Source organism: Phyllobacterium brassicacearum, from assembly GCF_003010955.1.
Lineage (GTDB): Bacteria > Pseudomonadota > Alphaproteobacteria > Rhizobiales > Rhizobiaceae > Phyllobacterium > Phyllobacterium brassicacearum.
In genome coordinates, this window is the sequence record NZ_PGGO01000017.1 from 21,020 (window position 1) to 42,055 (window position 21,036).

Consider the following 21,036-nt stretch of genomic DNA (forward strand, 5'->3'; position numbering starts at 1 on the left):
TCACAGGATCATCACATGATGGGCTGTCGCGGACGAAATGGTTCACTTGAAAATGCCCATGGAAACAGCGCGGTTTTTCCACGCTCCCCTTGGTGCGGTTTTCCTCCTCAGTCCGGCTAAAGCTCTTGGGCCGGACAATATTCATTCAACCCATGATTGCCCTGTTTCTCCCGACCGACAACTGTGATGTTGAAAAAACTCTAACATTGACAAATAAGTACACAAGCACCTATTTTTGCACATAATACGTACAAAAATGTACATTCAGAAAAATTGAGAGCGATGCGGCAGTTTACCTGGGACGATCTGCAGTATTTTCTGGCCGTCGCCCGTACGGGGCAGTTGACGACGGCGGCACGCAGGCTGCGCACAAACCATGTCACAGTGTCGAGGCGGATCGACCGCCTTGAGGAAGCCCTGTCGGCACGATTATTCGAACGCAACCCACGAGGTTATATCCTGACAGCTCTCGGCGAGAAGCTGATTGAATCCGCCGAGGTAATGGAGCGCGAGGCGGATCGTTTTCAGAATGAGGCGTCCGGCGGTACTATTTCGCTGAGCGGTGTTGTCCGTCTCAGCATCCTGGAAGGCTTCGCCAATTTCTTCCTGGCCGATCGCCTGCCGATGATGGCGCAGTCCTATCCCGGACTCTCCATAGAGATGGTGACGATCCAACAGATCGTTTCCCTGTCGCGGCGCGAAGCGGATTTGTCGATCACACTGCATGCGACACGAACGGGTCCATACTATCAGGAAAAACTGATGCCCTATCGCCTGTTCATCTACGGATCGAGGGATTATCTCTCCCGCCATCCCACGATCAAGATACAGTCCGACCTCTCCAGCCACCGTTTCATCGGCTATATCGAAGATATGATCTTCACCCCCGGACTGGATTATATGCGTGAGATCCTGCCGGGACTGCGCGCGTCTTATCAGAGTTCCAGCATTTTTGCGCAGCTCAGCGCGACACGCTCGGGTTTTGGTCTGTGCATCCTGCCCTATTACATTGCCTGTAACTATCCGGAACTCGTGCCGGTGATGCCGAAGGAACTGCATCTCAACCGCGACTACTGGCTGATTTGTCACGAGGACATCGTCAGCACACCGCGCATCCGCGCCTTGAGCAATTTCATCAGATCAGAATTGGCAGACCAGATCGAGATCTTTGCCGGCCAACCGCTACTGGATTGATCAGGCGAAACGGGTCGGAGCCAACAGCGGGAGAAGGGCTTCCACGTTGGCTCCCGGAGCCCGGCCGCAGATGAGGGCCGCGGAAAGCGCAGAAAGGGCAGGGGAGGTCTGGATGCCATAGCCGCCCTGTCCTGCGAGCCAGAAGAAGCCATCGACTGTGCTGTCGAAACCGGCCACGGGTGTCCTGTCAGGTGCAAAAGTGCGTAAGCCCGCCCAACTGCTCTCGACACGGGTAACCGGCACGGTCACGGCCTGCTCGTAACGATAAAGTCCTTCGGCGAGAATCATGTCATCGACGAAGGCATCATGCGGTTCAACCGGCGTCTCGTCGCAGGGCGAGACAAAGATCCGACCGCCATCCGGCTTCAGGTACCAGGCTTCATTCACGTCATCGACAAGCGGCCAGCCCCTGGTGTCATGGCCCTCCGGAGCGGGCAGCACGGCGATCGACCGGCGCATCGGCGTCAGGCCAAGCGGACGCGCGCCGAAAAGTCCGGCAGTGACATCTGCCCATGCACCTGATGCATTGACCACTGTTCTGGCTAGGAATATGCGGTCACCCGATTCAACCTGCCATTCACCGGCGACGCGTTTAGCACCGACAACTTCGCATTTTGTGTAAAGTTGAACGCCGAGCGCCGTGGCATTGCGCAGCCAGCCCTGATGCAAAGCGTTGACGTCTATATCCCAGGCGTCCGCCTGGTAACACGCTGCCTTGACATGGTCGGGATTGAGGATGGGAACCATGGAAATGGCGCGATCCACATCGATTGCCGTTACACCCACGCCATTGCGGACAAAGTCTTCGCAGGCCGCAACGCTGTCTTCGCCGGCGACGGTCAGCGAGCCGCGTGCTGTCAGCAACGGCTCAGGAAAGAGGCCGACATCGCGCTGTTGGAACAGCGGCGCGCTGGCATGGTTCAGTCCGCGAATGATCTCATTGCCGTAGTTGGGAAGGAAGATCGCGGCAGAGCGTCCCGTCGAGTGGTATCCAGGCTGGGTCTCACGTTCGAGAATTACGACCTTGTGTGTGTCTGCAAGAGCGGCAGCGACGCCGACACCGGCGATACCCGCACCAATCACAAGGACATCGGTTTCGATTGTTTCGGTCATGCTGAACCCAGGTCTTTGAGGTAGGGATTCCCGGCGATCGACGTGGCGAAGGTGCCAGGATCGATCTCCGCAAAGATCAACCGTTCCAGGTTATCGTTCCATGCCGCGACCAGACTGCCATCGGGTGCGGCAATCCGTGAGTTGCCAGCAAACGTAAATCGTTCGTCAGCGCCGGCATGGTTGATGTAGGCGATGAAAATCTGGTTCTCGAAGGCTCGCGTCTGAATCATGTGATTGGCGATGAACGTCCCGGACGGTCCGGCGGGAAGAGCTGTCGGCACAAGGATGGCATCGACGCCGGCAATGGCGAGACGGCGGACGTTCTCGGGGAATTCTACGTCGTAGCAGATCAGCATGCCGAGCTTCAGACCGCCCAGTTCGACGACACGACTCGATGGCCTCTCAGGTTTGAATAGCGATCGCTCATAATCGCCATAGAGATGCGATTTGCGATAGATCACAGGTTCAGCATGGCCATTGACGAATACGGCGCTGTTATAAACGTCCGCTCCATCGCGTTCTGCAAACCCGGCAACAATTGCGACACCATTTGCCGACGAAATGGCTTGTAGTGCCTTGATTTGATCGCCGTTCGCTGTTTCGGCCAATGCGGTGATTGCGTCGCCTGCCCCATAACCCGTGATGCAGAGTTCCGGCGCAATCAAAAGTCCAGCACCGCCTCTTGCCGCTTCAATAGCCGCGCGTTCGATGCTTGCAAGATTGGCTTGCACGTCACCGGTGACCGATTGCATTTGCAGAGCCGCGATACGCATTATGAATCATCCGAAGCCATGGCGCCGAGCAGCTTGGGCAGGTCGCCGAATTTCGCAACCAAAGAGAAGATGACCGCAGCCGTGAAAACGAAAAGAATCGTTACCGACGCCATCGTCGGCGTGTAGCCATACCGCAACGCGTTGAAAATCTTGATCGGCAGCGTTTCCAGCGTGAACCCAACGGTCATGTAGGCAACGATATATTCGTTGAGCGACAGCACGAAGGCGAAAGCATAGCCTGATACGAGATAGGGCAGGATCAGTGGAAGCACGACGGTGCGGAAGATGGTTCTGTCATTGGCGCCCATAGTGGCGGCTGCTTCGACAAACGAACGGTCGATAGCCGAGAAGCCGAGCGACAATGTCACCAGTGGCAGGGTGACGAAAAAGATCGCGTGCCCGATGACAGCCGTCCATGGCTGGCCATAGAAACCCGTCGTCGCCCAGAACGTAAGCAGCCCAAGCGCCGTGATGACTGGTGGCAGGGTGAATGGCGCGATGCCAAGCACCTGGAAAATGTTCGCCCACGGCGCAATGCGCCGCCAAAGAAACCACGACAGTGGGAGGGCAATCAGGACGGCGAGAGCGGCCGAAGTCGTTGCCAGAACGACTGAGGCAATGAGCGCACTGCGCCATTCAGGATTGGCAAAGATTTCGCCATACCAGCTGAGGGAAAAGCCCTGTGGTGGGAAGGCCAGAATCTGCTTGGCATTCACTGACACGCCAGCCACGACGATCAGCGGCAAGCTGAGGAAAAGCCCGATGAGCAGGAAATAAAATCGCTTGAGCCATTGGGTCATGCCTTTTCTCCCTTGCGACCGATCAGCAATGTCAGTGCCACGAGGCCAAGAGTGACCAGAACTAGGAACACCGCCATTGCTGCTGCAAACGGCATGTTGGATTGATAGATCGCCTGGTCGGTAATGAGAACCGAAAGCGTCCAATGTTGCGGCCGGCCGAGAATCTGCGGCAACAGATACGAGCCCAGCGCGAAGATGAACACCATGATGAGTGTCGCCATGATCGTATTGCGCAGTGCAGGCACCAGCACGTTGAAAAAGGCACGCATTGGTGAAGAACCAAGCGTTCGTGCCGCCTCCATCAAGGTTGGATCGAGGCGGACGATGGCGGGGTAAAGGACCAGGATCGTGTAGGGCAGGGCCTGATAGACCATTCCAGTCAGCACTGCGCCGAAACTTGGGAACAGCGCGATCGGTTGGTCAAGAAGGCCGATCTTCACGAGTAGATTGCTGAGGCCGGCTGTACGCGAGAGCAACGTCGACCAGGCAAAACCGATAATGACTTCCGACAGAGAAAGTACGGAGAGAAGTCCCACAAGCCAGATTACCTGCAAGCGCCGTGAAAGCCGCGAAAGGAGGTATGTGAACGGCAGCGCCAGCACGACGCAGCAGATGGCGACGGTCACCGCAAGCATCAGGGAAAAGCCAAGGACGCCACCGAAGAACGCGCTAAGGAAACGCTCATAATTGGAAAAGACGAATGCCGGCGTGTAGAATCCGCCTTCTTGCCTCTGGAAAAAGCTGACAGCAATCATTGTGCCAAAAGGCACGACGAAGAAAATGAGCAGCATGCCGGCAGGAAAGAATAGCGGCCCGTAATCGGCGACAGATTGAGGGGGCTCGCGCTTCATTGCTTCAGCACCACGCACACATCAGGAGAGAGGGCGATGCCGACGGCCTGGCCGGCGGCAACCTCGGGCCGTTCGCGCGGCGTCGATACGGCAATGATCTGCTGACCGCCCGCTTCGACAAAGGTTTCGATGGTGCCGCCGAGATCGCGGACGAAAGTGACGGTTCCGTCGATGGCGCCGGTGCCGGGCGCAGTCAGGTGCACGTCTTCGGGGCGCACTGAAATCGTGGCTTTTTGTGCGCCGGCGGGGAGTATGAGACCTGGTACGCGGCGACCGAATATCGTTGCAGCCCCGGAACTGTCCGCCTGGGTTTCGATCAGGTTCGTCGAGCCGATGAAGTCGGCAACGAAGGTGTCAGCAGGCTTGCGATAAATTTCGATCGGCGAGGCTGCTTGCCTGATATGTCCGCCATTCATGACCACGACCGTGTCGGCCATGGTCATCGCCTCGCGCTGGTCGTGGGTGACCACGATGGTCGTGATGCCGAGCTTCTGCTGGAGTTGCCGTAGTTCCACTTGCATGGCTTCGCGCAGTTTTGCGTCAAGGGCTGAGAGCGGCTCATCGAGCAGGAATATCTTTGGCGACAGCGCTAGCGCCCGGGCAATAGCCACGCGTTGGCGCTGACCACCGGACAACTTCGACACCGCCCGGTCACCATAGCCTGGCAAATGGATAAGTGAGAGTAGCTCATCGACACGTTTTTTCTGCTCTTCGCGTGCTGCTCTGCGAATGCGCAGCGGATAGGCAATGTTTTCGCCGACGCTCAGATGCGGAAACAGCGCCAGCGATTGAAATACCATGCCGAGATTGCGCTGGTGCGTCGGGACGTTGGTGATGTCAGCGCCATCGAGAAGGATGGCTCCATTCGTTGGATCTTCCAGTCCGGCGATCATTCGCAGCAACGTGGTTTTGCCACAGCCCGATGGTCCAAGCAGGCACACGAAGGTGCCGTGCGGCACCGAAAGACGCACATTATCGACCGCGGTAAATGTCCCGAATTGCTTGGTGACATTGTTCAAAACCAGTCCGGACATAAGTCCCCCGTATCTTTGGTTGTGCTTTGGGCCCCACCCTTTGCGGCAAAGCAAAGGGTGGGGCTGCGCCGAATGTTAACCGACGATCAGCTCAGTCCATTTCTGGTTCAGCCAGTCGGACTTGGTCGTATAGAGATCATAGCGTGGAATGATCGGCTCGATATCGGAAGATACCGCTGCGAATTCCTTGTCGCTCAGATCGAGGAGTTCGCGTTTTACTGTCGGCGACGTACCGACCTTGCGCGATAGCGTCGCCTGAATGGCAGGCTGGCTCATATAGTCGATGAAAATATGAGCTTCGTCGACCTTCTTCGATGCGCGCGACAGAGCCCAGCAGCCGGAGTCCTGGACGCCGCCTTCCTTCGGGAAGGTGGAGCGAACCGGGTGACCTTCCGAAGCAGCGAGGCCTGTCACGTCATGATAGTATTGCCCCATCGGGATTTCTCCCGACTTCAAAGACTGCTCAAATTGGGCCTCGTCGCGGTACCACAGGCGAACATTTGGCTTGACCTCTGCAAGCTTGTCGAAGGCCTTCAGCAGGCCCTCTTCCGTATCGAGGGCGTTCGTGCCGCCGAAGAATGTTTTTGCAGTTACTTCCAACAGGAACGAGTTAGAAACCAGTGCGAGCAGGCCAAGCTTGTCGGCGTTGGCCTTGTCCCAGAATGCCGCCCAAGATGTCGGTGCTTCCTTGTAGACGTCAGTATTCGTGACGAGTGTGATATACCAAGAGACCGCTCCAATACCGGCGACAGAGCCGTCCGGGTATTTGTTGACGAAGCGTTCGATCAGGTTCTTTGAGTTTGGAATTTTCGCCATGTCGAGCGGCGTCCAGAGCTTGGTCGTCTGACCCTTCAGCATTGCTACCTGTGACATCATCGAAACATCTGCGGGCGCTGCGCCAGCTTTTGCAGCCTGCTCAAGCTGGACCAGCCACGCTTCGCCCGTCGGCTCTGCAACGGACTCAACAGCTATGCCTGTCGCCTTGGTGAATTCCGGAAAGATGTTCTTGTCGAACGAATCCTTGAAGTAGCCGCCATAGACGCCAACTTTCAACGACTTGTCTTGTGCACGCAGGATGTTCGGCATTGCGAGAACTGCCGTTCCCACCACGCCTGCGCCAAGCACCGCGCGGCGGCTGACGCCTGTCTTCAGAATAGTGTCCATTGTTGTATCTCCTTTTGAAAGCCAGTTTGCTGGCCGATTCCCACTTCTGTTTTTGTCTAATAATCCGACTGTTGTTCAATGCTGACGAGCGGTTCGGAGCTCCAATATCTTTGTATAACGCGTCAGCGGGTAGCACAGAACAAAATAGATCAGCGCTACCAGTCCATAGACCGTAAAAGGTTCGAAAGTTGCGTTGTTGATCGCATTGGAAGTTCGCACCAGCTCCTCGAAACCAATGATCGACGTCAGCGCAGTGCTCTTGATCAGCTGCACCAGAAAGCCGACGGTAGGCGCCCGCGTAATCGCGAACGCTTGCGGCAGGATGATGAGACGCAGCTGCGTTATGTAGTGCAGGCCGAGGCTGCTTCCCGCATCCCACTGGCCGTTCGGCAACGATTGCACGCCGCCGCGCCAGATTTCAGCCAGATAGGCGCTTGCACAGAGCGTCAGCCCGAGAACAGCAGCCGTCCACGCTTCAATACGAAAGCCCAGCAACGGCAATCCGAAGAAGAGTAGGAAAAGCTGCATCAGCAGCGGCGTTCCCTGGAAGAGGCCAATGTAATATTCAGCGGCCTGCCTGAGCCAGCGCCGCTTGGATATCCGCAGCAGGAGGATCGCCACGCCTGCAATTGCCCCGCCCGCAAAAGCGACGATGGACAGCAGGATGGTCCAGCGGGCAGCAAGCAGCAGGTTGCGCAATATGTCCCAGAACGTGAACTCGATCATGCCATTCCTCCGGCAATCGCCCGCCGTCCTGTTGCGAACAGGAGTCTGCGCAAGCCGATGCTCATCCCAAGGTAGACAATAGTCACGACAAAATAGGTCTCGAAGGCGCGGAAAGTTCGCGCCTGTAGCATATCCGCCTCGTAGGTGAGCTCGCGCACGGCAATTTGCGAGACAACCGAAGACTCCAGCATCATGATGATAATTTGACTGGTCAGCGCCGGGAAAATGACTTTCAACGCCTGCGGCAGCACGATCTTGATGAAGACGAGCCACGCCGGCAGACCCAATGCCGCAGCGGCCTCCCTCTGACCTTTAGGCACGGCATCGAGCCCGGCACCAACGATCTCGGTGGTATAGGCGGTCATATTCAGCGTCATGGCCAGCATGGCGGCGATGACCGGATCAAGACGAATGCCAAACCGCGGGAGCCCAAAGAAGATGAAGAAGAGCTGCACCAGAAATGGCGTATTGCGGATGACTTCGACATAGGCCGCGATGGCCTTGCGCAAGATGGGATAGCGGCTGCGCTTGGCTGCAGCCCCGAATATGCTCAGGATGACGCCAGCGACCGTGGTGACAGCGATCAAAAAAATCGTCATCGCCGCGCCGCTGGCGATCATGCCGATCGCGCCATTCAACCAGCCAAAGTCGAGCGCATATTCCACAGATCAATCCTTGAGGTTTTCAGGATTGAGCGGTGTCTTCAGCCAGGCTTCGGAGCTCTTGTTCAGGCTGCCATCGCTCAGCATCTTGGCCACGGTGTCATTGATGGCCTGCTTGAGGCGATCCTCCTTCTTGTTGAGGGCAATGTGCGACGGCGACGTCAGCAGCTGGAATTTCTGCTCCGGGGCCAGGGCCTCCTGGCGGGCAAGAACCTGTGCACCGACATCATTGCCAACGACCATCAGTTGAGTCTGGCCAGAAATGAAAGCCTGGATCACTGAGTTATAGTTGTCGAAACGCTTGACGTCGGAGGAAGCCGGAACCACCTCGGTGAGCGACGTGTCTTCCAAGGTACCACGATTGACGGCGATGCTCTTGCCAGCAAGGTCATCCTTGTTCTTCACTTCGAGGGCCTTCGGTCCGATGACCGCGATATAGTAGGGCGCATAAGCGGCTGCGAAGTCGATGACCTGTTCGCGCTCCTTGCTGTAACCGACACTCATCAGAAGGTCGACGCGATGTTCCGTAAGATAAGGAATGCGGTTCTGACCGGTTACCGGAACCGGATTGAGCTTTACCTTCAAGGCATCGGCGAGTGCTTGGGCCACATCCATATCATAGCCTTTGAGCGTCATGTCGGCGCTGGCCGAGGAGAAGGGCGGGAAGTCGGCGAAGACGCCGACATTGAGCACGCCTGCCTTGGTGATGTCATCGATCGCATCGGCATTGGCCGCGTCCGTGGCCACACCAATGCTCGCGCTGCTGAGCAGCAGCAGGGCGGCAAAGGATGATCGCAGTGTCTTGTAGATTGTCATTATATTCCCCTTCGTTGTTATTGTGATGATGAGGACAATCCGGCTTCACGCCATCTAACGCCTCATCATTCGTTGGCTGCGTAGTTCCGGATGCATCAGCGCTTGCCCTGAACGAACGGGCTGAACACCATCAGGCTGAGGATTTCGAATAGTACCTGGGCACCAGCATGGGCGGTGTTCGTCGTCGCATCATACTGTGGCGCGACCTCCACAACATCGCCGCCGACGAGATTGATGCCCTTGAGGCCGCGAATGAGCTCGAGCACTTCGCGCGTCGTCAGACCGCCGACTTCGGGAGTCCCGGTGCCCGGTGCGAAACTCGGATCGAGGCTGTCGACGTCAAAGGAAAGATAGGTCGGTCCATCGCCGACAATCGCCCGGGCCTTCGCGATGATGGCGGGAATACCAAGACCGGTTACTTCTTCCGCATGGATGACGGTCATGCCGGATTCGTACGAGAACTCCCACAGATACTCCGCCGAGCCGCGAATGCCGATCTGGATCGTCCGGCTCGGGTCGAGCACACCGTCGAGCACCGCATTACGGAAGGGACCACCATGATGGAACTTCGTCTGGTCGAAGGCGCCGCCCGTGTCACAATGGGCGTCGATGTGGATCATGCCCACCGGACGCTTCTTGCCGACAGCCTTCATAATCGGATGGGTGATCGAATGGTCGCCACCGACAGAAAGCGGAACCACCCCGGCGTCGACGATCTGGTTGATCCGGCGCTCGATATCGTCATGGCTTTGCTCAAGCCGGTAGCGACTGGCGAAGGGCACGTCGCCAATGTCGGCTACGCGCAGGTCGAACACTGGCGAGCAATCGAGAACGTGGTTGTAAGGGCCAATGCGCTCGATCGTACGCAATGCGCGCGGGCCGAAACGCGACCCATTGCGGTTGGTCACTCCAAGGTCCATCGGTACGCCCACCATCGCAACCTGCAGATTGCCGAAATCCGGATTGGTGGCATCGACGGGCATATGAGGAGCTGTCAGGAAGGTCGGAATGCCGGCATAGGGCGCGAGGCGCGTGCCGCTTTTCGAAAAGATCTTGTCTGCGACCTTGCGGAATTTCGGGTCGAACAGTTCGCCGCCGTGGCTTTCGCCATATTTGGCACGCAGCTCGTTCAGTTTGCTCTCATCCCATGATGCCATGACAGTATCCCAATGTCTGCGAGCGCGGGGCCATAGGAGCGGATTCGATTGTGTCAGGTTGCGAGAAATCCGTCGCTGTCAGTTCCCCGGGCTTTTTGCCTCGTTGCCTGCATTATCCATACAAAACGAATGGAAAAGCAATTGACATTGTTATAGCGTTCCTTGTGAGAAAATCTCACATGACTTTATCCTGTTTGACCGCTAATGGACTCTTATGATGTCAGGCCGTTTGCCCCCGCTCAACCCATTGCGCGCCTTCGAGGCGACGGCGCGGCACGGCTCAGTTACTGCGGCCGCGCGCGAGCTCAATGTAACCCACGGCGCGATCAGCCATCAGATAAAAGCGCTCGAGGCTATCCTTGATGTCCAACTTTTCGAGCGTGGCGCACAGCGCTTGAAACTCACGCCCCAAGGCGCGTTGCTCTTGCCAACCGTATCAAAGGCCTTCGAGGACATTGCAGGGACGACGGCACTCATCAAGCGGCCAACGACGAGCGGTGAATTGACGGTCACCTGCGTTCCGGCGCTGCTTTCGCTCTGGCTCATCCCGCGCATGAACCAGTTCACCGAGCAGTATCCGGATATCAGGCTGACGCTGATTGCGTCGAATGAGTCGGATCATTTGCACTCTTCGGATGTTGACGTCTGCGTGCTTTATGGCCATGGCAACTGGACCGACTGTTGGATAAGGCTCTGGACGACGCTGAAGCTTTTTCCCGTCGCAAGTCCGACGTTGCTCAATATGCGGCCGCTTCGTTCCGTGCGCGATTTGCGCAATCACGTGCTCCTGCATGGCGACGATGGACGTGAATGGAACACCTGGCTGGCGGCCGCAGATGCAACCGAGCACGCGCGCGGCGCGCAGCATTTCATGAGTGACGCGCGGCTTTCGACGGAAGCCGCAGTCTACGGCCAGGGTGTTGCACTGGGCGATACGATCACCGCAAGCCATCTCATTGCCAAGGGCGAACTGATAGTTCCGTTCGACCTTACCGTGCCGGCAAACAATGCCTTCTATGTCGCCTGCCGCAATGAGGTTCGCAATGCACCCATCGTGAAAGTCTTCATCGACTGGTTGTTTGCCTCGCTCGAGACCGACACGATCACTGAACCACAAACATCGGCCCGGCGCATCATTCGCCGCCGCAACGGCAAGGTCAGCGCACCGGAACGTCTATCCGCACCGCCGTCCACGCCTACCACCCGCCCAAGACGCCCCGATCGCTCGCAGAAGCGCCGGGCCAAGATCGATATCCGCTAGGACTATTGCCATGACCGCTGCATCGCTCAATTCGCTCGTCACCCGCCTTTCGCCGCCACCGATACCTGCGGTGCAGGCTTGGGGCAAATCCTATGGCGGCGACCACGGACCACTGATCGACCTGTCACAGGCAGTTCCCGGCTATCCGCCGCATCCGGATATGCTGCGTTGGCTTGGTGAGGCGGCTGCGTCGCTGGATTACATGAATTACGGGCCGATCGAAGGAGAAACGTCGCTTCGCGGGGCCTACGCCGCACACGTGTCCGAGCTCTATGGTGCAGAGATTGCTGGTGGCAACATCCACATCACATCTGGCTGCAATCAGGCATTCATCAGCGCGGCCATGGCTGTCGCAGCAGCTGGCGATACGGTCCTGATGAGCGATCCATATTATTTCAACCATGAAACGACACTGTCGATGCTCGGTATCAAGACGGGTTTTGTCGCCTGCGAATCCGGCAATGGGTTCGTGCCCGCGGTGGAAGCAGTGGAGCGCGCTCTGACCTCGGACGTACGTGCTCTTGCCCTCGTGACACCGAACAATCCCACTGGGGCGATATACCCTCCCGCAAGGCTGAAGGCGATCTTTGACCTCTGCCGGAAAAACAGCATCTGGCTGATCCTTGATGAGACCTATCGCGATTTCTTGCCCGAGGGCTCCGGTGCACCGCACAGCCTCCTTGGTGAAAAGGGCTGGCAGGACAATCTTATCCAGCTCTACAGCTTCTCCAAATCATTCTGCATTCCAGGCCACCGGCTTGGCGCTCTGACGGCAGGTGAGAACGTCGTCGACGAGGTCGCCAAGATCATGGACAACTTGCAGATCTGTGCGCCGCGCGCGGCACAGGGTGCAGTTGCGCGGGCCTTGCCCGCACTCATTGAATGGCGGGCTGGAAACCGCCACGAAATCGACCTGCGTGCCAAGGCATTGCGGGAGGTCATGACGGATCTCGGCGGCTGGAAACTGGAGGCGATTGGGGCCTATTTCGCCTTTGTCCGCCACCCATTCGAAGGTCGGTCATCGACCGAGGTGGCCGAGTATCTCGCCAAGCATGCCGGCGTTCTCAGCATTCCCGGCGAATATTTTGGCGCAAAGCACACCCGGTTCCTGCGCTTTGCATTTGCCAATGCCGATGCCGAAACCATCCAGCAGGTGCGCGGACGGATGGTCGATTTCAGTCTGTGAGGCAGGGGTTTGTGCTGCACGGCGAGGGAGGCGGGCGTTTTTGCAGTGAGTCACCCAGCCCGGGTGACTCACTCTTGCAATCAAATTACGTCCCGCATGGTGAGCTTGTCGAACCATGCACAATGCCGTTGCCCCGATCAGTAACCCAGCGCCTCGCCCGAACCTGACCGGCTGTCCATCGCGCCGTTGTAGCGGGCACCGCCACCCTTCTCGATATCGGCAAGGCTCTCCCCGCCGACGAGAATACCCGCAGCCTGACCCCAGATGGTCCAGCTCTTGTCAATCTCGACATCATGCCCCATCTCGGTGAGGATTTTGCGCGTGTCAGCGGAGAGGGCATAGGGCTCCATGTAGACCTTGTCGGGCAGCCATTGGTGATGGATGCGCGGCGCATCGATGGCTTCCTGGATATTCATGCCATGATCGATGACATTGATGATCGCTTCCAGCGTGATCGTTATGATGCGTGCCCCGCCCGGGCTGCCGATGACCATGAATGGCTTGCCATCCTTGGAAATGATGGTTGGGCTCATGGAAGAAAGCGGTGTCTTCTTCGGCTGGATGGCATTGGCCTCGCCCTGAATCAGCCCGTATAGATTGGCAACGCCGGGTTTGGCAGTAAAATCATCCATCTCGTTGTTGAGCAGAACGCCGGTTCCCGGTGCAACGACACCGGCACCAAAGGACCCGTTCAGCGTATACGTGACGGCGACCGCATTGCCCTCGTCGTCGACGATGGAATAATGCGTGGTTTCCGTGCTCTCGCCAAACCCCTTTGGCATCAGCTCTTGCGATACACCGGCCTTGAACGGACTGATCTTCTCGCGGATTTCCTTGGCGTACTGCTTGTCGAGCAGCTTCTTGACAGGATTGTCGACGAAATCCGGATCTCCAAGTGAGGCGTTGCGGTCGACATAGGCATGGCGCATGGCCTCTACCATTGCGTGAACGGTCTCGGCGGAACCGTAACCCAGATAGCCGAGCGGATAGCCCTCGAGAACATTCAGTATCTCGCAGATAATGACGCCGCCGGAACTCGGCGGAGGCGATGAGACGATGTCATAACCGCGGTAATTGCATTTGACCGGCTCAAATTCGCGCACCGAATATTGCTCGAAATCGGCCTTGGCGAGAACGCCGCGTCCCGCCTGGCTCGCCTTGACGATGGCATCGGCAGTTGCACCCTTGTAAAAGGCATCCGGTCCTTTCTCCGAAATGCTGGCGAGTGTCGCTGCGAGATCTGGCTGAACGAGCGTCTCGCCGATCGCGTAGGTCTTGCCATCTGGCTTCAAGAAAATTTCGGCGGCAGTCTTGTCCTTGACAAGTTTCTTGGCCCCATTTTGCAGCGACGCAACGTCACCTTGGTCGAGGACAAAACCATCGCGGGCGAACCGGATCGCCGGGCCCATCAATTCTTCGCGCGATTTGGTTCCATATTTGGTTCTGGCGGTCTCAAAGCCAAGCACGGAGCCGGGCACACCGACCGCGAGATAACCATCCGTGCTCAGGCCTTTGACCATGTTGCCCTTGTCGTCGAGATACATGGTCTTTGTCGAACCGAGCGGTGCGCGTTCGCGGAAATCGAGGAAGGTCGTCTTGCCGTCCTTCAGCCGGATCGTCATGAAGCCGCCGCCGCCAATATTACCCGCCGTCGGATAGACAACGGCTAGCGCATAGCCGACGGCGACAGCGGCATCCACCGCATTGCCGCCGTTCTTCAACACCTCGACACCGACTTCCGATGCCAAATGTTGCGTGGTAACGACCATTCCATGCTCGGCCTTTACCGGATCTGGCGAGGCCGCAAACACGGCGGCGACCGGCACAACGCTAAAGCTCAGTGCCACTGCAAAGACGCCAGCTTTCGTAGAGCGATAGTCCATGGTCTTTCCTCCGGAAAATTGACTGGGGGGATAATGGAACCTGTTCGGCGAGGCATGTCCAGAGAAAGTGAGAGGGCTGCGGAAAAAGTGATTGCCGCTGCGTCACGAGTCCTGGTCGAGCTCGGGATAGTGGCGGAAGACACCGGACTCATTGAAGTCGAGCCGGCGGTCGGAGGCAAGATATTTCCTGATGTTAGGGCGCTGTCCAACGGCATCATGCAAGGCAGTCAGGGCCGGATATTGTTCGCTGAAGCGTTTTGTAGCGCGCGGAAAGGCGTAACGGAGCCCTTCGAAGATCTGGAATAGCGACAGGTCCACATAGCTTAGCTGGCTTCCAACGGCATGTTTCCTCCCATCCGGATTTTGCTCAAGCACGCGCTCGAAATAGCCCATGAATTTTGGAATCCGGTGCTCGATGAAATCAGCTGAACGCTGCTTGGCGGCTTCCTTCTGGTCTTCGTAGTAGAGATTAGTCGATAGCGGGTGGTGGGTGTCATGCACCTCGGCAACAAAATCGGTGATCGTTAGTTGCAGGCCGTTGGCGATAAACCGCAACGATTCCTGCTCTGGCGCAAGGCCCAGTTTGGGCCCGAGATAAAGCAGGATGTTGGCGACATGCGAGACGATCAGGTCACCGTCTTTCAGGAATGGCGGCGCAAAGGGTATCTGCGATTCCGTTCTGCTTTTGAGGAACCTCATCATCGCTGCCATGCCATTCGCTTCGCGTGTGACATCCACATAGTCCGCCCCGGCTTCTTCGAGCGCGAGCCGAACGAATTCCCCGCGGCCTTGCAGCCCGTCCCAATAGTAGAGTTCGTAGGGCATGAGGGTCTCCTTGTGTCTGATCGCGAATTCCTGCAGCGAAGCAGGAGAATGTGGCAGCAAATTCCTTATGAAGTAGAGCATGTTGCCATTTCAAGTGCCCGCTTACGAGCAAAAGCTGTGCTGATAGCCGGCTTATTCAGCTGTTTTACGCAGCTGTGCATTGTCACAATACTTTCGTATCATATCGATCAAAGGTTCACATACCCGCCCTAGACATAGTCCCGGTCGCGGCGGACAGGCTCTCCTGGAACGGCCCGAAAAATCATTGTCACTCATTGGATCGGGGACTTCAGATGAAAACACTTGGTGTGAAACTTGGCTTGGCTGCTGCGGCCCTGGCCGTTGGTCTGGGCGCGACGCCTGCGCTCGCGGAAAAGGTCAAATTCGAGTTCTGGTATGGGCTAAGCGGTGATCTTGGCGAGCGAGTTCAGGATGCCTGCAAGAAGTTCAACGACTCTCAGGCGGATTATGAAATCGTCTGCACCAGCCAGAACGGCTATCCGGAGACCGTGCAGAACGCGATTGCAGCCTACCGTGCCAAGAAGCACCCGGCCGTCGTGCAGGTTTTTGACGGCGGCACGCTCGACCTGATGTTGTCCGGCGCTTTCGTTCCCGCGAAGAAGCTGATGGAAGACAATGGCTACAAGATCGATTGGGCCAATTATTTCGGTGGCATCGCCAATTATTACGCGACGTCCAAGGGCGAGCTCTACTCCTTCCCGTTCAACTCATCGACCGCCATGTTCTATTACAATGTTGATGCCTTCACCAAGGCCGGCATTGAAGGCGCACCGCAGACCTGGGAGGATGTAGAAGCTGCCGCACGCAAATTGAAGGCTGCCGGTTTCTCCTGCCCGCTCGGTTTCAGCTTCGACACCTGGGCCACAGTCGAACAGTTCTCCGCTATCCACAATCAGCCCATCGCTACCAAGAACAATGGCTATGACGGCCTCGACACCGAACTCGTCATCAACAAGACCAAACTTGTCGACCACCTGACCTTCTTCAAGAAGATGACCGATGAAGGCCTGTTTGTTGTGAAGACCAAGCAGCTCGGCATGGATGTCGTTCCGGCGTTCACATCCGAAACCTGCCAGATGATCCAGTCGTCGATTGCGGATCATGGCACTATAGGCAAGACCATCAAGCCTGGCGCCAAATGGGATGTCACCATGCTTCCCGTCTGGAAGGGTACAGAGCGCCAGAACTCGCTGGTCGGCGGCGCATCCCTTTGGGTTCTGAACAACCGCCCGGAAGCCGAATACAAGGGCGCTGCCGCATTCCTCAACTTCATTGCCCAGCCGGATATGGTCGAGTGGTGGTCGACAGTAACCGGTTACATTCCGGTCACCAAGACTGGCTTCGAGGCCATGAAAGCCAATGGCTTTTATGACAAGCCGGCCTACAAGGGCCGCGACAAGGCCATTGCCAGCCTGACCTTCACACCAACATCGGCCAACACGCGCGGCATTCGCCTTGGTGGTTTTCCGCAAATCCGCAAGGAAATCTCCGACGCGATGGAAGGGATCTTCTTCGGCAAGCTGACCGTGCAGGCAGGCCTCGATCAGGCTGTCGAACGCGGCAACGCCATTCTACGCCGCTTCGAGAAGACATATGCCGGCCGCGCATTGAACTAATCCTGTCGTGGCGATGGCCCGGAGCGTGTGACGTATCCGGGCCATGGCTTTTCTTGCATCCGATGAAGAGGCTGAGCCGGTCGATCTCATGAACAAGCGCGCTGTTTTCAAAAGCTGGTGGTTGCCGATCGCGTTCGCGATGCCGCAACTGCTGCTGATTTTCTTCTTCTTCTATTGGCCGGCAACGTCGGTTCTCACCTGGGCCTTTTCCCTGGAGCCGGCATTCGGCGGGGTGGGCGAGCGGCTGTTCGTCGGCTGGGATAATTTTCGGGAAGTCTTTGCCGATACTGAATATTGGCGGTCGGTCTCCCTTAGCCTGCTCTTCGCCTTCGGCGCCACAGCGCTCTCGATGTTCATCGCCTTCGTGCTTGCTATTTGTGTCGATCGCCAGTTGAAGGGATCAGGCCTGTTCCGCTTTTTCTATATCTGGCCCTATGCCATCGCCGCCCCGGCGGTTGGCCTCGCCTTCCGCTTCATCTTCGCGCCCGAGAGCGGCCTGATCGCCGTGGTTAATACGTGGTCGCCGGATCTGTGGAACCCTGCGAAATTCGGCAGCCATGCCATGATCCTTGTGGTTGTGTGCTTTGCCTGGAAATGGATCGGCTACAATTTCATCTTCATGACCGCAGGTCTCCAGTCGATACCTCGCAGCTTGATCGAAGCGTCGGCGATGGACGGATCCGGTCCGGTACGCAGGGCATTCGATCTGCAGATACCTCTGCTTGCGCCAACCCTGTTCTTCCTGCTGGTCCTCAATCTGACCGAAAGCTTCGTTGGTCCCGACACCTATGGCATTGTCGACCTGACGACCGAAGGCGGGCCGAACAAATCAACCGACGTCATGGTTTATCGCATTGTCAGCGAGGCATTCCGCGGCCTGAATTATTCGGGCGCGGCCGCGCAGAGCCTCGTCCTCATCGCCCTGATCATGCTCTTCACCTTTATCCAGTTCCGCTATGTCGAGCGGCGCGTGCATTACAAATAGGATCCCGGCGATGATCGAACGCACCCCCATTCTCAACGCCGTCACCTATTTCATCATGTTCCTCGGCCTGCTTCTCATCCTCGGTCCGTTCTGGATGATATTCGCGGCTTCGACGCAATCATTGGCACAGGTCAATACCGTGCCGTTCAATTTCATGCCCGGGGCGGATTTTCTGCATAACCTGCAAGCCGCTTGGCAACGGGCCAATCTTGGCCCGGCTCTGTTCAACAGCTTCGTTACGTCGGTGTTGGTCATGACGGGCAAGATCGTCGTCGCAGCGCTCAGTGCCTTCGCGATCGTCTATTTTCGCAGCCCGTTGCGCCATGTCTTCTTCTGGATGGTGTTTCTCACCTTGATGCTGCCGCTCGAGGTGCGTGTGATCCCGACCTATAACATCGCCGCGGATGTTTTCGCGCCGGTGCGCTGGCTCATTCAGACCTTGACCGGAATCGAGTTGTCATTGCAGTGGAATCTCTTGAACTCCTATTCCGGTCTTGTCTTGCCCCTTATCGCGACCGCAACCGGAACGTTCCTGTACCGGCAGTTCTACATGACGCTGCCGGATGAACTGGCAGAGGCAGCAAAGATGGATGGTGCGCGCCCCTGGCGCTTTTTCATCGATATCCTGCTGCCGCTGTCGCGCACGAATATGCTGGCGCTGGCAACGATCATGTTCGTCTATGCGTGGAACCAGTATTTGTGGCCGAAGCTGATGACCACGGAAGCCGAATACAGAACAGCAATGGTGGCGATGCGCACACTCGTCCCGTCCGTCAACAGCCTGCCGGAATGGAACATCTCCATGGCCGGTGCCCTGATCATCATGTTGCCGCCCCTGATCGTCGTCGCCGTCCTGCAGCGCTGGTTCGTACGCGGTCTCGTCTCGACAGAGAAATAAGGAGAGAACCTTGGCCGAAATCAGCATCAAGGACATTCGCAAGTCGTACGGCCGCACGCAAATCCTGCATGGCGTCGATCTCAATTTCAAATCCGGCGAATTCGTCGTCATCCTTGGACCGTCTGGCTGCGGCAAGTCGACCCTCCTGCGAATGATTGCCGGTCTCGAGGAAATTTCCTCAGGCGAGATTTCGATCGACGGCACGGTCGTCAATGACCTCGAGCCGCGCGATCGCGGTTGTTCCATGGTCTTCCAGAACTATGCCCTCTATCCGCACATGAGCGTGGCGGCCAATATCGGTTATGCGTTGAAGGTTGCAGGTGTTCCGCGTGCCGAGCGGGATCGCCGCATTGCTGAAACCGCGCGGATCGTCGGACTGGAAGAGCTTCTGGACCGCAAGCCCGCACAACTTTCCGGCGGCCAGCGTCAGCGCGTCGCCATGGGCCGTGCCATCATTCGCGAACCGAAAGTGTTTCTGTTTGACGAACCGCTTTCCAACCTCGATGCCAAGCTGCGTGTGCAGATGCGTGTCGAAATCCGCCGCCTGCACAAGCGGTTGTCGGCCACGTCCGTTTTCGTGACCCACGACCAAGTTGAGGCAATGACGCTGGCCGACAAGCTCATCGTTATGAACAAGGGACATGTCGAGCAGGTCGGCACGCCGCTGGAGATCTATCATCGGCCAAGGACCCGCTTTGTCGGTTCGTTCATTGGCTCGCCTGCCATGAACTTCTTCGACAGCACAGTCGCACCAGAGGGAAATTTCGTGCTGTTCGACGGGATTCGCGTGGCGATTGATCCGGCCCTCGGCCGCGACAACGCCGGCAAACCTGTAGCAGCAGGCATTCGTCCGGAACATTGCCGCCTCGTTTCTGCTGGAACCGCAAACAGTGTCCCGGCAATTGTTGATTTCGTCGAGGAGCTGGGTTCGGGGCGCATTGTTCACGTCGAGATCGACGGCCAAAACTTCGCTGTCGCAATGGACGAGGGGCAGCTGTTTGAGGCTGGCTCGTCAGTCGGTCTGCAACTTCCTGCCGAGCACATTCAACTGTTTTCGCTCGAGACGGGCCTGCGCCTTGATGATGACGTGCCCGCATTAAAGCGTACAATCAAAACAACCGTGGCAGCTTAGCCCGAAAGGATCGATCATGAGTTCAGCCCCTACTATCTCCAGCGTCGGCTTCTGCACATATACGGGCAATGGCAATTTCAGCACGCTTGAAGAGTCCTTGCGTACCATCAGCGATCTTGGGACTACGGCTGCCGAACTCTCGCTCTACGGTGAAGAGCTGATTGCAGGTGGCCGCATCATCCCTGGTCGCGCGGAACGCCTGGTCGAGATCACCCGCCAGTTCAACCTGCGCTACAGTGTGCACGGACAGATTGTTTCCAACTTCATGGACCGTGAGCATCTTGAGCTGCAGAAGTCCGTTGTTCGCGCCATGCTCGAACTCTGCAACCGCGCCGAAGCCGGCATTCTCGTTCACCATTGCGGCCATGCAAAAATGCCGGCGCTGACACGCATTACCGACCTTGATGCCATGGAACGGGATGCATTGGCTGAGATGGCCGAAGTTGCCGAGGTGTATGGCGTGCGTATCGCACTGGAGAACATCTTTGCGCTGAGCGATGCGGAATATCGCCAGACTCCGGAAAAGGTTGCCGAGACGGTCAAGGCGGTCAACAGCCCGAACGTTTGCGGCCTTATCGATTTCAGCCATGCCTATATCGAATGCACGCGTCTTGGCCTCGATTGGCGTGAACAAGTCCGCGCCATGGCGCCGGTAGCCGGCCATTTGCATGTGCATGACAGCTTTGGCCGCCCCTACAGCATGACCAAATTCTATCACCCGGCCGAGGCGACGGCATTGGGCATTGGTGATCTGCACCTGCCGATCGGCTGGGGTGATATACCCTGGGAAGAGATTTTCTCGGAACTCACATTCCTGCCGGATACGATGCTTGTCATGGAAATCACCGGGGAACGGTTTGCGACTGAGCAGGCCGATAGCCTTGCCCGCGCGCTGAAGCTTGTCGACCTTGTGAACAGTCGCCGGCTTGCCGCGTAAAA

Annotated in this window: 20 protein-coding genes; 8 read left to right on the forward strand and 12 right to left on the reverse strand. The window is 57.3% G+C overall.

Features of this window, described 5'->3' with window-relative positions; all coding sequences use genetic code 11:
• The first annotated feature begins 282 nt into the window (after nt 1–282).
• A complete protein-coding gene (locus tag CU102_RS20155; protein WP_106712894.1) occupies nt 283–1,194 on the forward strand; it encodes a LysR family transcriptional regulator in 912 nt (303 codons plus the stop codon).
• On the opposite strand, the gene CU102_RS20160 is transcribed toward CU102_RS20155, so the two are convergent.
• From CU102_RS20160 to speB, 10 genes are all read right to left on the reverse strand, one after another.
• A complete protein-coding gene (locus tag CU102_RS20160; RefSeq protein WP_106712895.1) occupies nt 1,195–2,307 on the reverse strand; it encodes an NAD(P)/FAD-dependent oxidoreductase in 1,113 nt (370 codons plus the stop codon).
• Nucleotides 2,304–3,083, reverse strand: coding sequence for a carbon-nitrogen hydrolase family protein (locus tag CU102_RS20165; protein ID WP_106712896.1), 780 nt, complete (start codon nt 3,081–3,083; stop codon nt 2,304–2,306). Before CU102_RS20165 ends, CU102_RS20160 begins: the two co-directional genes overlap by 4 nt.
• Nucleotides 3,080–3,880 carry an ABC transporter permease gene (locus CU102_RS20170; protein ID WP_106712897.1) on the reverse strand — a complete coding sequence of 267 codons (801 nt, stop codon included), beginning with the start codon at nt 3,878–3,880 and terminating at the stop codon, nt 3,080–3,082. The genes CU102_RS20165 and CU102_RS20170 overlap by 4 nt, the downstream gene beginning before the upstream one ends.
• Nucleotides 3,877–4,731: an ABC transporter permease gene (locus tag CU102_RS20175; RefSeq protein ID WP_106712898.1), complete on the reverse strand. Its 855-nt coding sequence runs from the start codon at nt 4,729–4,731 to the stop codon at nt 3,877–3,879. The genes CU102_RS20170 and CU102_RS20175 overlap by 4 nt, the downstream gene beginning before the upstream one ends.
• Nucleotides 4,728–5,765 (reverse strand): ABC transporter ATP-binding protein, encoded by a 1,038-nt coding sequence (locus CU102_RS20180; RefSeq protein ID WP_106712899.1) that lies wholly within the window; start codon nt 5,763–5,765, stop codon nt 4,728–4,730. The genes CU102_RS20175 and CU102_RS20180 overlap by 4 nt, the downstream gene beginning before the upstream one ends.
• A gap of 75 nt (nt 5,766–5,840) precedes the next feature.
• Nucleotides 5,841–6,929, reverse strand: coding sequence for an ABC transporter substrate-binding protein (locus tag CU102_RS20185; protein WP_106712900.1), 1,089 nt, complete (start codon nt 6,927–6,929; stop codon nt 5,841–5,843).
• 75 nt (nt 6,930–7,004) lie between these two features.
• Nucleotides 7,005–7,655 carry an amino acid ABC transporter permease gene (locus tag CU102_RS20190; RefSeq protein WP_106712901.1) on the reverse strand — a complete coding sequence of 217 codons (651 nt, stop codon included), beginning with the start codon at nt 7,653–7,655 and terminating at the stop codon, nt 7,005–7,007.
• The gene (locus CU102_RS20195) at nt 7,652–8,320 is read right to left on the reverse strand and encodes an amino acid ABC transporter permease (RefSeq protein ID WP_106712902.1); all 669 of its coding nucleotides are present in this window, start codon (nt 8,318–8,320) and stop codon (nt 7,652–7,654) included. Before CU102_RS20195 ends, CU102_RS20190 begins: the two co-directional genes overlap by 4 nt.
• Before the next feature lie 3 nt (nt 8,321–8,323).
• Nucleotides 8,324–9,133 carry a transporter substrate-binding domain-containing protein gene (locus tag CU102_RS20200; protein ID WP_106712903.1) on the reverse strand — a complete coding sequence of 270 codons (810 nt, stop codon included), beginning with the start codon at nt 9,131–9,133 and terminating at the stop codon, nt 8,324–8,326.
• A gap of 95 nt (nt 9,134–9,228) precedes the next feature.
• Nucleotides 9,229–10,290 (reverse strand): agmatinase, encoded by a 1,062-nt coding sequence (gene speB / locus CU102_RS20205; protein ID WP_106712904.1) that lies wholly within the window; start codon nt 10,288–10,290, stop codon nt 9,229–9,231.
• Nucleotides 10,291–10,507: 217 nt separating this feature from the next.
• On the opposite strand from speB, the gene gcvA reads away from it, so the two are divergent.
• Together gcvA and CU102_RS20215 are read left to right on the forward strand one after the other, a co-directional pair.
• Nucleotides 10,508–11,551 carry a transcriptional regulator GcvA gene (gene gcvA / locus CU102_RS20210; protein WP_106712975.1) on the forward strand — a complete coding sequence of 348 codons (1,044 nt, stop codon included), beginning with the start codon at nt 10,508–10,510 and terminating at the stop codon, nt 11,549–11,551.
• Nucleotides 11,552–11,561: 10 nt separating this feature from the next.
• The gene (locus CU102_RS20215; RefSeq protein WP_106712905.1) at nt 11,562–12,737 is read left to right on the forward strand and encodes an aminotransferase; all 1,176 of its coding nucleotides are present in this window, start codon (nt 11,562–11,564) and stop codon (nt 12,735–12,737) included.
• Between the two features lie 137 nt (nt 12,738–12,874).
• Here the strand turns inward: CU102_RS20215 and ggt are convergent, their stop codons facing one another.
• Both ggt and CU102_RS20225 read right to left on the reverse strand, forming a co-directional pair.
• Entirely contained in the window at nt 12,875–14,620 is a 1,746-nt protein-coding gene (ggt, locus tag CU102_RS20220) for a gamma-glutamyltransferase (RefSeq protein ID WP_106712906.1), read from the reverse strand.
• Between the two features lie 102 nt (nt 14,621–14,722).
• The gene (locus CU102_RS20225; protein ID WP_106712976.1) at nt 14,723–15,445 is read right to left on the reverse strand and encodes a glutathione S-transferase; all 723 of its coding nucleotides are present in this window, start codon (nt 15,443–15,445) and stop codon (nt 14,723–14,725) included.
• A gap of 293 nt (nt 15,446–15,738) precedes the next feature.
• Between CU102_RS20225 and CU102_RS20230 the strand changes: the two genes are divergently transcribed.
• The 5 genes from CU102_RS20230 (at nt 15,739) to CU102_RS20250 (ending at nt 21,034) form a co-directional block, all read left to right on the forward strand.
• Nucleotides 15,739–17,082, forward strand: a complete 1,344-nt coding sequence (locus tag CU102_RS20230) for an extracellular solute-binding protein (protein ID WP_106712907.1) — start codon at nt 15,739–15,741, stop codon at nt 17,080–17,082.
• Nucleotides 17,083–17,170: 88 nt separating this feature from the next.
• A complete protein-coding gene (locus CU102_RS20235; RefSeq protein ID WP_106712977.1) occupies nt 17,171–18,067 on the forward strand; it encodes a carbohydrate ABC transporter permease in 897 nt (298 codons plus the stop codon).
• Between the two features lie 10 nt (nt 18,068–18,077).
• Nucleotides 18,078–18,965, forward strand: a complete 888-nt coding sequence (locus tag CU102_RS20240) for an ABC transporter permease subunit (RefSeq protein WP_106712908.1) — start codon at nt 18,078–18,080, stop codon at nt 18,963–18,965.
• Between the two features lie 10 nt (nt 18,966–18,975).
• The gene (locus tag CU102_RS20245; RefSeq protein ID WP_106712909.1) at nt 18,976–20,097 is read left to right on the forward strand and encodes a sn-glycerol-3-phosphate import ATP-binding protein UgpC; all 1,122 of its coding nucleotides are present in this window, start codon (nt 18,976–18,978) and stop codon (nt 20,095–20,097) included.
• A gap of 16 nt (nt 20,098–20,113) precedes the next feature.
• Nucleotides 20,114–21,034: a sugar phosphate isomerase/epimerase family protein gene (locus tag CU102_RS20250; RefSeq protein ID WP_106712910.1), complete on the forward strand. Its 921-nt coding sequence runs from the start codon at nt 20,114–20,116 to the stop codon at nt 21,032–21,034.
• Nucleotides 21,035–21,036: the final 2 nt, after the last annotated feature.

Bases quoted from the DNA above. Each gene is read 5' to 3' on its own strand.
- CU102_RS20230 (WP_106712907.1), top strand. From the start codon at position 15,739: ATGAAAACACTTGGTGTGAAACTTGGCTTGGCTGCTGCGGCCCTGGCC.
- CU102_RS20175 (WP_106712898.1), bottom strand. From the start codon at position 4,731: ATGAAGCGCGAGCCCCCTCAATCTGTCGCCGATTACGGGCCGCTATTC.
- CU102_RS20180 (WP_106712899.1), bottom strand. From the start codon at position 5,765: ATGTCCGGACTGGTTTTGAACAATGTCACCAAGCAATTCGGGACATTT.
- CU102_RS20225 (WP_106712976.1), bottom strand. From the start codon at position 15,445: ATGCCCTACGAACTCTACTATTGGGACGGGCTGCAAGGCCGCGGGGAA.
- CU102_RS20190 (WP_106712901.1), bottom strand. From the start codon at position 7,655: ATGATCGAGTTCACGTTCTGGGACATATTGCGCAACCTGCTGCTTGCT.
- CU102_RS20170 (WP_106712897.1), bottom strand. From the start codon at position 3,880: ATGACCCAATGGCTCAAGCGATTTTATTTCCTGCTCATCGGGCTTTTC.
- CU102_RS20215 (WP_106712905.1), top strand. From the start codon at position 11,562: ATGACCGCTGCATCGCTCAATTCGCTCGTCACCCGCCTTTCGCCGCCA.
- CU102_RS20250 (WP_106712910.1), top strand. From the start codon at position 20,114: ATGAGTTCAGCCCCTACTATCTCCAGCGTCGGCTTCTGCACATATACG.
- gcvA (WP_106712975.1), top strand. From the start codon at position 10,508: ATGTCAGGCCGTTTGCCCCCGCTCAACCCATTGCGCGCCTTCGAGGCG.
- CU102_RS20240 (WP_106712908.1), top strand. From the start codon at position 18,078: ATGATCGAACGCACCCCCATTCTCAACGCCGTCACCTATTTCATCATG.
- CU102_RS20155 (WP_106712894.1), top strand. From the start codon at position 283: ATGCGGCAGTTTACCTGGGACGATCTGCAGTATTTTCTGGCCGTCGCC.
- CU102_RS20200 (WP_106712903.1), bottom strand. From the start codon at position 9,133: ATGACAATCTACAAGACACTGCGATCATCCTTTGCCGCCCTGCTGCTG.
- CU102_RS20160 (WP_106712895.1), bottom strand. From the start codon at position 2,307: ATGACCGAAACAATCGAAACCGATGTCCTTGTGATTGGTGCGGGTATC.
- speB (WP_106712904.1), bottom strand. From the start codon at position 10,290: ATGGCATCATGGGATGAGAGCAAACTGAACGAGCTGCGTGCCAAATAT.
- CU102_RS20235 (WP_106712977.1), top strand. From the start codon at position 17,171: ATGAACAAGCGCGCTGTTTTCAAAAGCTGGTGGTTGCCGATCGCGTTC.
- ggt (WP_106712906.1), bottom strand. From the start codon at position 14,620: ATGGACTATCGCTCTACGAAAGCTGGCGTCTTTGCAGTGGCACTGAGC.
- CU102_RS20185 (WP_106712900.1), bottom strand. From the start codon at position 6,929: ATGGACACTATTCTGAAGACAGGCGTCAGCCGCCGCGCGGTGCTTGGC.